Annotated in this window: 13 protein-coding genes and 1 pseudogene; 2 read left to right on the top strand and 12 right to left on the bottom strand. The window is 58.7% G+C overall.

From position 1 onward, the window contains the following. Nucleotides 1-119 precede the first annotated feature (119 nt). The 12 genes from AWT75_RS23265 to AWT75_RS19765 form a co-directional block, all read right to left on the bottom strand. The gene (locus tag AWT75_RS23265; RefSeq protein WP_239689681.1) at nucleotides 120-821 is read right to left on the bottom strand and encodes a M24B family metallopeptidase; all 702 of its coding nucleotides are present in this window, start codon (nucleotides 819-821) and stop codon (nucleotides 120-122) included. Then, entirely contained in the window at nucleotides 818-1,414 is a 597-nt protein-coding gene (locus tag AWT75_RS23260) for an aminopeptidase P N-terminal domain-containing protein (RefSeq protein ID WP_239689680.1), read from the bottom strand. The genes AWT75_RS23265 and AWT75_RS23260 overlap by 4 nt, the downstream gene beginning before the upstream one ends. Nucleotides 1,415-1,566: 152 nt before the next feature. Continuing rightward, complete coding sequence (locus AWT75_RS19810; protein ID WP_045848341.1) at nucleotides 1,567-2,292, bottom strand: YebC/PmpR family DNA-binding transcriptional regulator; 726 nt, start codon at nucleotides 2,290-2,292, stop codon at nucleotides 1,567-1,569. Nucleotides 2,293-2,367: 75 nt separating this feature from the next. Further along, on the bottom strand, nucleotides 2,368-3,144 hold the full coding sequence (fliR, locus tag AWT75_RS19805) for a flagellar biosynthetic protein FliR (RefSeq protein WP_062791417.1): 777 nt from the start codon (nucleotides 3,142-3,144) through the stop codon (nucleotides 2,368-2,370). 11 nt (nucleotides 3,145-3,155) lie between these two features. Then, a complete protein-coding gene (gene fliQ / locus AWT75_RS19800) occupies nucleotides 3,156-3,425 on the bottom strand; it encodes a flagellar biosynthesis protein FliQ (protein WP_045848343.1) in 270 nt (89 codons plus the stop codon). Continuing rightward, entirely contained in the window at nucleotides 3,422-3,922 is a 501-nt protein-coding gene (locus tag AWT75_RS19795) for a GNAT family N-acetyltransferase (RefSeq protein WP_062791414.1), read from the bottom strand. The genes fliQ and AWT75_RS19795 overlap by 4 nt, the downstream gene beginning before the upstream one ends. Before the next feature lie 2 nt (nucleotides 3,923-3,924). Further along, entirely contained in the window at nucleotides 3,925-4,668 is a 744-nt protein-coding gene (fliP, locus tag AWT75_RS19790) for a flagellar type III secretion system pore protein FliP (protein WP_045848344.1), read from the bottom strand. Next, complete coding sequence (gene fliO / locus AWT75_RS19785) at nucleotides 4,668-5,126, bottom strand: flagellar biosynthetic protein FliO (protein ID WP_239689679.1); 459 nt, start codon at nucleotides 5,124-5,126, stop codon at nucleotides 4,668-4,670. Before fliO ends, fliP begins: the two co-directional genes overlap by 1 nt. Next, entirely contained in the window at nucleotides 5,126-5,569 is a 444-nt protein-coding gene (gene fliN, locus AWT75_RS19780; RefSeq protein WP_045848345.1) for a flagellar motor switch protein FliN, read from the bottom strand. Before fliN ends, fliO begins: the two co-directional genes overlap by 1 nt. Next, the gene (gene fliM / locus AWT75_RS19775) at nucleotides 5,566-6,570 is read right to left on the bottom strand and encodes a flagellar motor switch protein FliM (RefSeq protein WP_045848346.1); all 1,005 of its coding nucleotides are present in this window, start codon (nucleotides 6,568-6,570) and stop codon (nucleotides 5,566-5,568) included. Before fliM ends, fliN begins: the two co-directional genes overlap by 4 nt. Nucleotides 6,571-6,574: 4 nt before the next feature. Continuing rightward, nucleotides 6,575-7,102, bottom strand: coding sequence for a flagellar basal body-associated FliL family protein (locus AWT75_RS19770; RefSeq protein ID WP_045848347.1), 528 nt, complete (start codon nucleotides 7,100-7,102; stop codon nucleotides 6,575-6,577). A 106-nt stretch (nucleotides 7,103-7,208) separates the two neighbouring features. Further along, nucleotides 7,209-8,168, bottom strand: coding sequence for a flagellar hook-length control protein FliK (locus AWT75_RS19765; RefSeq protein ID WP_082086594.1), 960 nt, complete (start codon nucleotides 8,166-8,168; stop codon nucleotides 7,209-7,211). 200 nt (nucleotides 8,169-8,368) lie between these two features. On the opposite strand from AWT75_RS19765, the gene AWT75_RS19760 reads away from it, so the two are divergent. Continuing rightward, a complete protein-coding gene (locus AWT75_RS19760) occupies nucleotides 8,369-9,379 on the top strand; it encodes an iron ABC transporter substrate-binding protein (protein WP_045848349.1) in 1,011 nt (336 codons plus the stop codon). Nucleotides 9,380-9,383: 4 nt separating this feature from the next. Beyond that, nucleotides 9,384-9,702 (top strand): annotated as a pseudogene (locus tag AWT75_RS22390) (hypothetical protein); the annotation flags it as partial.

Raw genomic sequence — 9,702 nt, 5'->3', positions numbered from 1 at the left:
GGCAAAGCGCAGTGCGGCCAGCGCACCGACCGGCCCGCCGCCCACAATAATGATGTCGGCGTGTTCGCCTCCATCGTGGCCGCAGTCGCGGCTGTGTTGTCTGTCTGTGTTCTTCATGTTCAGACACCCTGCATCAGGATTTCAATTGCATCGATTTCTTTGGGCACGTCGGCGGTATACACCTCATGCCCGGTTTCAGTCACCAGCACATCGTCTTCGATACGGATGCCGATATTGTGCAGCGCAGCCGGCACATTCGGAGCCGGGCGGATATACAGACCGGGTTCGATGGTGGTGCACATGCCGGGCTGGTAGGTACGCCACTGGCCACCTTGCTTGCGCTGGCCGACGTCATGGACATCAAGGCCGATCATGTGGCCGATGCCATGCATGTAGAACTGGCGGAAGGCGCCGGATTCGATCACCCCGTCCACGCTGCCGTCAAGCAGCTTCAGGTCCAGCATGCCTTGCACCAGTATCCTGAGCGCGGCATCGCCCGGCTCGTTCCAGACTGCCCCAGGCTTGACCGCGGCAATGCCGGCCAGTTCCGCAGCCAGCACGATTTCGTAGACATCGCGCTGGGCCGGGCTGAACTTGCCATTCACCGGGAAGGTGCGCGTGATATCGCCGGCATAGCCGTTCAGTTCGCAACCGGCATCAATCAGCAGCAGATCGCCATCGTTCAGGCGGGCATTATTGGCTGCGTAATGCAGGGTGCAGGCATTGGCTCCGCCAGCCACGATGCTTTCGTAGGAGGGGTAGCGAGCACCATTACGAATGAAGGTGTGCAGGATTTCCGCTTCCACCTGGTATTCCATCATGCCCGGCCGGTGGCACGCATGGCCTGGATATGGCCCTGGGCGGAAATCTGTCCGGCCCGGCGCAAGGTAGCGCGTTCGCCAGCGTCCTTGATCATGCGCATTTCATCCAGCAATACCAGCAGGTCGTGGTATAGCGCGGGCGGCTGCTCACCACTGCGGTAACGCTGGCGCACGGCGTCCAGCCAGCCATTCACCCGCACATCGAAAGCGGGCTGACGGCCGACATTCCACCACAGCGATTTCTGGCCGCTCAGCAAGTCGGGCAGGCGGATATCCAGTTCACCGAGAGGATAGGCTTCATCAAAGCCGAAAGCTTCACGCGCGCCGTCCGGGCCAAAGCGGAAACCTTCCCACACCTCGCGTTCCAGGTTCTTTTCCCGGCAGAACAGGATGGATTTGCCGGCACCGGCGTCCAGCACCAGTACGGCTTCCGGCTCGGCAAAGCCGGTCAGATACAGAAAATGGCTGTCCGCCCGGTAGGGGTAGTGGCTGTCGGCATTGCGCACCACTTCGGGTGCGGTGGGCAGGATGGCAATGCCCTCCCCCATCTGCTGCATCAGACGCGTACGGCGTTCGGCATGACTCTGGTACATGATGACTCTTTCGCATGACTTGAACCGGCCAACATCCCGGCATGGCTGCAGTTTACACTGCTGCGACAGCGCTGCCGATGCTGACAATCAGTAAATGGCAGGCATGAAAAAGGCTTGCCCGTGGGCAAGCCTTGCCGTATGGCATCAGACCATCAGTCCAGCAGGGTGGCCGAGGTGTACACGTCCTGCACGTCGTCCAGGTCTTCCAGCGCATCCAGCAGCTTTTGCATGCGCATGGCGTCTTCGCCGGCCAGTTCGGTTTCGTTCTGCGGCTTCATGGTGACTTCGCCCATTTCCGCCTTGAAGCCCTTGTCTTCCAGCGCCTGTTTCACATCGCTGAATTCGTAGGGGCCGGTGATGACTTCGATGGAGCCGTCATCATTGGTGATCACGTCTTCGGCACCGCATTCCAGGGCGGCTTCCATCAGTGCGTCTTCGTCCACACCCGGAGCAAACACCAGGAAACCGCAATGGTTGAACTGGAAGGCCACACAGCCGTCGGTGCCCATATTGCCGCCATACTTGGAGAAGGCATGACGCACATCGGCCACGGTACGGGTCTTGTTGTCGGTCAGGCAGTCCACCATCACGGCAGCGCCACCAATGCCATAACCTTCGTAACGGCACTCGACATAATCCACGCCTTCGAGCTGACCGGTACCGCGCTTGATAGCGTTATCAATATTGTCCTTGGGCATGGATTCGGCCTTGGCCTTGTCCACTGCCAGACGCAGACGCGGGTTCATGTTGACATCGCCGCCGCCCATCTTGGCAGCAACGGTGATTTCCTTGATCAGACGGGTGAAGATCTTGCCACGCTTGGCATCCTGACGACCCTTGCGGTGCTGGATGTTCGCCCATTTGCTATGACCTGCCATAATTGCCTCAATCTGGTTTGGCCCGTCACCGGGCGGTTTAATGCTGGAAAATTTGGACGCTATTCTAGCAGAAAGCTATTTCGCCTTCAGCATGGCCAACATGAAGGTGAAGGCCTGACCGTATATCTGTTCGATGGCCGGCACCATCAGCGGCAACGTCAGATAAATGGTGATGAAACCGATCATCAAGGTCAGCGGAAAACCAAAGGTAAAAATATTGAACTGCGGTGCTGCACGGGTCATCACGCCGATGGCGAGGTTGGTCACCAGCAAGGCGGCAATCACCGGCATGGACAGCCAGATGCCCCAGGAAATGATGTGACTGCCCCATAACACCAGCGCCTTCAGCCCCTGGGCTGGCATGCTCATGCCGATGGGCAGCACCTGGAAGCTTTCCACCAGAGTGGAAATGACGACTTGATGACCGTCAAAGGTGAGGAACAGCAGGAAGACAAACATGGACAGCAGCTGGGACACCACCGGCACCTGCGCTGCATGCATGGGGTCAAAAAACATGGCAAAGCCCAGGCCGGTTTGCGCACCCATGATGAAACCGGCCATTTCCACCGCGGTCATGGTCAGCCGCATGACAAAGCCCATGGCCAGGCCAATGAGCAATTGCTGGAACAATATGGCGATGCCTGCTGCGGAAAATACCGGCACGGCAGGCACCGGTGGCAGCAATGGCACCACCAGCACGGTGAGCATCAGCGCGAAACCGGCCTTGAAACGGCGCGGTACACCGCGATAGGCATACAAGGGTTCCACCAGGAACAGGCCGATGATGCGGGCAAAGGGCCAGGCAAACATCGTAACCAGTGCACTGATCTGTGCATCAGAAATACTGAACATGGGGTGTGACGTCAGCCAATCACGCTGGGAATGCTCTGGAACAGCCGGGTGGTGTATTCCACCAGGGTATTGAGCATCCACGGCCCGGCCAGCACCAGCACCAGAAACATGGCCAGCAGCTTGGGAATGAAGGTGAGCGTCATTTCATTGATTTGCGTGGCAGCCTGCAACACGCTGACCAACAGGCCCACCACCAGCGACACCAGCAGCACCGGTGCCGAGACGATGATCAGGATATACAGTGCGTTCTGCACCAGATTGATGACCAGTTCCGGACTCATGATTCTCTCCTTGCGTCGGCAGGCTCCTGCCAGCCGCCTTTGGCCATCAGCCAGTTTTCCAGCGTTTCGCCATCGCGCATCACGGTATTGGCGCGCAACACCGCATATCCCGCCTGTTCGAATACCGGCCGGGCTGCATGACTGGCCCAGGCATGCAGGGCCACATGCCCGGCCTGTGCCGCCGTCTCTTCCAGCTGACGGATCATCTGCATGGCGAGCCCGCGTCGCTGCGCAGCAGGCGTCACATACAACATGTCGAACTCTCCGCCATGGGTCAGCCAGGCAAAACCCAGCAACTCACCAGCCGCACTGACAGCAACGCTCCAGCTAGCGGACAGGCGCGCAGCCCAGGCTGAAGCGGTTTCATCATCCCAGATACCGGCCCAGGCCAGGCGGGCCGCCAAGGGGTAAGCCTCATCCGGCAAGGCGGCTATGCAATCGGCACACAAGGCATGACACAGCGGCAGCATGTCCGGCGTAATGGGGTGGAATTCCATGCCTAGCCCGTATAAAAGCTTTGGACCAGCGAACCCATCAGCAGGGTCCAGCCGTCCACCAGCACAAACAGCATCAGCTTGAAGGGCAAGGATATGGTGACCGGTGACACCATCATCATCCCCATGGCCATCAGGATGCTGGCCACCACCAGGTCGATGATCATGAAGGGGATGAACACCATGAAGCCGATCTGGAACGCGGTTTTCAGTTCGCTGATGACATAGGCCGGAATCAGCGTTTTCATGGAAACATCCGCCTTGGTGGCTGGTTTTTCCGAGCGGGAAATCTCGATGAAGAAGGCCAGATCCTTCTCGCGGGTCTGGCTGAGCATGAAAGCCTTCATCGGCTTGCTGGCCTCTTCCACCGCCTGGTTGAAACTGATCTTGTCGTCCGAGAACGGTGCCCAGGCCTTGTTGTACACCTGATCAAACGTTGGCCCCATCACAAACAGGGTGAGGAACAGCGACAAGCCCAGAATCACCTGATTGGGTGGCGACTGGGTCACACCCATGGCCTGGCGCAGCAGGGACAGCACAATGACGATGCGGGTGAATGCGGTGGTCATCAACAGCATGGCCGGGATGAAACCCAGCGCTGTCATGAACAACAGCATTTGCAAGGACAGGGAATAATTCTGACCGCCACCGGCACCCGGGGTACTGGTCATCAAGGGCAGGCCGGCAGCCTGTGCCAGCATGGGCAGCCCCAGCAGCAGCCAGGGCAACACGCGAGATGTGAATTTCATTATCTGTTTACGGCTTCGGATTTCTGACGGCCCTTTTCCATGGCCGCCTTCAGCCAGCGGGCGAAGGGTTCGCCAGGCTGCACGACATCAGTCCCGGCATCGGGCGGGCGGTCCATCTTGGTCAGCAGGTTGACACTATGACTGGTGACACCCAATACCAGCCATTCGCCTTCCAGCTCGACAATCACCACCTTTTCACGCTGCCCCACCAGCACGCCGCTGACCACGCGCAAGCGGTTGCTGCCGCCCAGCATGCCACCGGACATGCGGCGGAACAGCCAGGCCAGGCCGACAATGGCAGCCAGCACCACAGCCAGACCAAGAATGACCTGCAACAGGCTGCTGACCGGCGTGGGACTGCTGGCAGCGACCAGCGGCTGGGAAGCAAGCGTCCCGGCCTGGGCGATGGCCGAGCAGGCGGCCAGCATCATCGCAGCAGGTCTGATGGTTGTCCGCATTATTTTTGCAGGCGACGGATGCGTTCCGCCGGGGTAATGATGTCGGTCAGGCGGATACCGAACTTGTCGTTCACCACCACCACTTCGCCCTGGGCGATCAGGCAGCCATTGACCAGCACGTCCATCGGCTCGCCTGCCAGCCCGTCCAGCTCCACCACCGAACCCTGCGCCAGTTGCAGCAGGTTGCGGATGGCAATTTTGGTCCGGCCCAGCTCCACCGTCAGCTGGACCGGAATATCCAGAATCATGTCCAGGTTGCTGGGGACATTCAGCGCGGCTTCACTACTGCCCAGCTCCTGAAACAGGTTGGTAGCCGGCTGCACATTGTCGGCCTGCGCGGCATCGGTGGTTTCCTGTTCTGCCATGGCGGCAGCCCAGTCATCCATTGATACCTCTTCCTCACCCGCCCCCGGGTTCTGACCTTCTTCTAGCTGCTCAGTCATTGCTTGCTTTCTCCTGCGGGCTCGGCGAACTCGCCAGCCCCGGCCAATACCTTGTCTACCTTCAGGGCGTAACGGCCCTGCACGGTACCATAATGACACTCCAGAACCGGTATGCCGGACACATCCACCACCACGGCCTCCGGCACTTCCAGCATCACTACATCACCGTTTTTCAAATTGAGAATCTGCCCCAGGGTAACCTTGGTTTCCGCCAGGGTGGCTACCAGTTCCACCTCGGCCGCCTGTACCTGATGGGTCATCAGGCTGACCCAGCGATTGTCCACTTCCGTCCGGTCTGCCTGCATGGTGCTGGACAGCACATCGCGGATGGGTTCCACCATGGAATAAGGCAGACAGATGTGGAAGTCGCCGCCACCGGCACCCAGTTCGATATGGAAGGTCATGGCCACCACCACTTCGGTTGGCGTGGCGATGTTGGCAAACTGGGTATTCATTTCCGAACGCAGATAGACGAACTCGATGGGGTGCACCGGTTCCCAGGCTTTCTGGCATTCGGTGAACACCACTTCCAGCAAGCGCCGGATGATGCGCTGCTCGGTAGGGGTAAAGTCCCGGCCTTCCACCCGTACATGGTAACGGCCATCGCTACCGAACAGGTTATCCACGATCAGGAACACCAGATCCGGATCGAAGATCAGCAGGCCGGTACCACGCAGCGGCTTGACATGGACCAGGTTCAGGTTGGTGGGCACCACCAGGTTGCGAATGAATTCGCTGTATTTCTGTACGCGCACCGGCCCGACGGATATTTCCGCATTGCGCCGGATGAAGTTGAACAAGCCTATACGCAGGTTACGGGCGAAACGTTCGTTGATGATTTCCAGAGTTGGCATACGGCCGCGCACAATGCGCTCCTGCCGGCCAATATCATAGCCGCGGACTCCCTGTGAGTCCTGCGCGCCATCATCATCTTCGTCCTCGCCGGTGACGCCCCTGAGCAGGGCATCCACCTCTTCCTGGGACAGGATATCGTCGCCCATCGCTTTACTGCTTCTGAATGATGAAGGAAGTGAACAGTACGCTCTGAACCAGCTCTTCTTCGCCGGAATCCATCGATTCGTTGATGATCTGCTTGACCTGGGCCTTCAGCTTGACCTTGCCGTCCGGGCTGGACAATTCGGCTGCGGTCTTGGAAGACAGCAACAGGATCAGCGCACTGCGGATCTTCGGCATGTAATCGGTAAACTTCTTCTTGGCTTCTTCATCGCCAAGCTCAGCCTGCATGTCCACTTGCAGCAGGCTGCCGTCACCACCGGACAGGTTCACCACGAAGGTATCGATTTTTTCAAAGATCGGCGGACCTTCCTTCTTTTTCTTCGGTTTTTCCTTGGTCTGCTCGGTCTGGGCAGCGTCATGCGGCTTGTTCATGTTGGTGAACATCACATAGGCAAGACCACCCATGCCAGCGAGAACCAATACCAGCAGGATGACCACCACCAGCATCAGCTTGTTGCCACCCCCTGCTTTTTTCTCGCCCTTGTCCGCCTTGTCCGCTTTTTTGTCTTCTGCCATGGGTATTCAGTCCGTCGGTTAGGTTTATAAGGAAAGCTTAAGCCATTTCCTTATTTTATTTTCCAGATTTCCGCACGAACTGAACAGAGCCCCCTTGTGAGCCATATCAAGCAAAGATACTGAGTATCCCGCGTGCGGACGTGATGGCAGCCAGAGTATCGTCCTCATCATTGCCAGCGGCATTCTGGCGGCGGCCATTCTGGTTTTGATTGAATTGCTGTTGCCGATTCCCGGATTGTCCGCTGGAAACCTGTGCATCGGCAAGAGCTATACCACTGGAAGCCATCATGGAAACCAGTTTGGGCATGTTGTTTTCCAGAATTTCACGCGTTGCCGGCACTGCCGAGGTGAACAGTACCTGCGCCTGGTCGTTGCCATTCATCTTGAGCGTCACCTCCACCGGCCCCAGTTGCGGCGGATTGACCTGGATGGTGGCCTTGTCCATTTTCATGCTGACCATGGACATTACCTGATCGCCCAGCGCCTTGGACCAGTTCGGATCGGTCATCGGCTGGGAAATGGTCAGGGTCTTGGTCTGGCTGACTTGCTGCACCTGCTGATTATTCTGATTCGCGGCCTGACTGGCGGCCAGCTGATCGGCAGACGGCGGCAAGAATTGCAGTGCTGCGGCATCCTTGCCCGGCAATTCTTGCGCTTGCAGGCCATTGGCGTGCTTGCTTGCCGCCGCTGTTGGCAGGGCCGCTTCCAGTGCGATGTCCTTCACCATGCTGTTGCTGATGTCGGTGGCCGTGGTGCTGACCTGCGGCTTGTCTTGTACTGGCGTGGTGGGCAAGCCGGCCTGCAACATGGGCATGGCTGCCAGCAGCATATTGGCGGAATTATCGGTGGCAGCCGTGTCGTCCTTGGCGGTGGAATCCTTGTCCTGACTGGATTTCCCGTTGCCGCCACTACCATCTCCCTGGCCTGGAAGTACAGGATTGAGACTGACCAATTGCGCGCCGAGCAAGCTGGCAAACAGGCCGCCTGCATCTTGCGTGGCGGTGTCGGCATTGCTGCTGGGCATGATTGCCTTGGCATTGCTCGCCGGAACTACAGTAATTGTCATGGCCTAAACCCCCTGAAGAGATGGAGGCTAAGCAGCAATTTACATGCCAGGGAGATTCACCCTGCCAGTAAAGGCAGACATCGGCTCACATAATTAATGCGAATCATTATCCTTTGCATTACAATCCGCACTTCACCCAGTTGCGGTCCACCCTTACCGCACTGCTTTGCCTGTTGAACAATGCAAGGAGTATCAGCCCGATGTCCCGTCCATTTGCACGCATCACCACCGCCCTGCTACTGTCCAGTCTGTTTGCCGCCACCGCACATGCCGCCCCCAGTGCCGAAGGCATCGTGGTGTACAACGCCCAGCATGAGAGCCTGACCAAATCCTGGGTAGAAGGCTTTACCAAGGAAACCGGCATCAAGGTTACCGTGCGCAATGGCAGTGACAGTGAAATGGGCAACCAGATCGTGCAGGAAGGCGCGGCCTCGCCGGCAGATGTATTCCTGACCGAAAACTCCCCGGCCATGGTGCTGGTGGATAATGCCAAGCTGCTGGCCCCGCTGTCCCCGGCCACCACCGCTCAGGTAGACCCGGCCTTCCGCCCCGCTCATGGCCGCTGGGTAGGCATTGCCGCCCGCTCCACCGTTTTTGTCTACAACAAGAACCGCCTGACCCCGAAAGAGCTGCCCAAGTCCATGCTGGACCTGGCCAAACCGGAATGGAAAGGCCGCTGGGGCGCTGCACCGGCCGGTGCCGACTTCCAGGCGATTGTGAGTGCCTTGCTGGAACAAAAGGGTGAAGCCGCCACGCTGGCCTGGCTGAAAGCCATGAAAACCAACGCCCAACCCTACAAGGGCAACAGCGTGGTGATGAAAGCGGTGAATGCCAGCCAGATCGACGGCGGGGTGATTTATCACTATTACTACTTCGGCGATCAGAACAAGACCGGCGAAAACAGCAAGAACACCGCCCTGCACTACTTCAAGCAGCAAGACCCGGGTGCGTTTGTCAGCATCTCCGGCGGTGCGGTGCTGGCTTCCAGCAAGCACAAGGAAGAGGCCCAGGCCTTCCTGAAGTGGGTGACCGGCAAGGGTGGCCAGAACATCCTGCGCACCGAAAATTCGTTTGAATATGCAGTCGGCCAGGGCGCGCAGTCCAATCCCAAGCTGGTTCCGCTGAAGGATCTGGACGCACCCAGGATCGACGCTTCCCGCCTGAACAGCCGCAAGACGGTAGAACTGATGACACAGGCAGGTTTGCTGTAAACACATGACGACATCGTCTTCCCGTACTGCACAGGGCGGATTGGCCGCCCATGACAGCCCGACCAGCACGGCAGGACTGCGTCGGCCGGGGCGGCAAGTGCCGCTCTGGCTGCAAGGCAGCTCCTTGCTGGTTTCACTGCTGGCCTTGCTGCCGGTGGTGTTCATTGTGGCCATTTCCATCCAGACCGGCTGGAGCACCGTCGTACAACTGGTGTTCCGGCCACGGGTGGCCGAACTGCTGTTCAATACCAGTTTGCTGGTAGTACTGACCGTGCCGCTGTGCACGCTGCTGGGCGTCAGCCTGGCCTGGCTGACCGAGCGCA

This window comes from Aquitalea pelogenes, from assembly GCF_001515305.1.
In the GTDB taxonomy this organism is placed as follows: Bacteria; Pseudomonadota; Gammaproteobacteria; order Burkholderiales; family Chromobacteriaceae; genus Aquitalea; species Aquitalea pelogenes.
The sequence above is the reverse complement of the archived record's forward strand: the minus strand, read 5'-3'. Positions and strand labels throughout refer to the sequence as shown.

Bases quoted from the DNA above. Each gene is read 5' to 3' on its own strand.
- AWT75_RS19765 (WP_082086594.1), bottom strand. From the start codon at position 8,168: ATGACAATTACTGTAGTTCCGGCGAGCAATGCCAAGGCAATCATGCCC.
- AWT75_RS19760 (WP_045848349.1), top strand. From the start codon at position 8,369: ATGTCCCGTCCATTTGCACGCATCACCACCGCCCTGCTACTGTCCAGT.
- fliO (WP_239689679.1), bottom strand. From the start codon at position 5,126: ATGCGGACAACCATCAGACCTGCTGCGATGATGCTGGCCGCCTGCTCG.
- fliQ (WP_045848343.1), bottom strand. From the start codon at position 3,425: ATGAGTCCGGAACTGGTCATCAATCTGGTGCAGAACGCACTGTATATC.
- AWT75_RS19795 (WP_062791414.1), bottom strand. From the start codon at position 3,922: ATGGAATTCCACCCCATTACGCCGGACATGCTGCCGCTGTGTCATGCC.
- fliM (WP_045848346.1), bottom strand. From the start codon at position 6,570: ATGGGCGACGATATCCTGTCCCAGGAAGAGGTGGATGCCCTGCTCAGG.
- AWT75_RS23265 (WP_239689681.1), bottom strand. From the start codon at position 821: ATGATGGAATACCAGGTGGAAGCGGAAATCCTGCACACCTTCATTCGT.
- AWT75_RS23260 (WP_239689680.1), bottom strand. From the start codon at position 1,414: ATGTACCAGAGTCATGCCGAACGCCGTACGCGTCTGATGCAGCAGATG.
- AWT75_RS19770 (WP_045848347.1), bottom strand. From the start codon at position 7,102: ATGGCAGAAGACAAAAAAGCGGACAAGGCGGACAAGGGCGAGAAAAAA.
- fliR (WP_062791417.1), bottom strand. From the start codon at position 3,144: ATGTTCAGTATTTCTGATGCACAGATCAGTGCACTGGTTACGATGTTT.
- fliN (WP_045848345.1), bottom strand. From the start codon at position 5,569: ATGACTGAGCAGCTAGAAGAAGGTCAGAACCCGGGGGCGGGTGAGGAA.
- fliP (WP_045848344.1), bottom strand. From the start codon at position 4,668: ATGAAATTCACATCTCGCGTGTTGCCCTGGCTGCTGCTGGGGCTGCCC.
- AWT75_RS19810 (WP_045848341.1), bottom strand. From the start codon at position 2,292: ATGGCAGGTCATAGCAAATGGGCGAACATCCAGCACCGCAAGGGTCGT.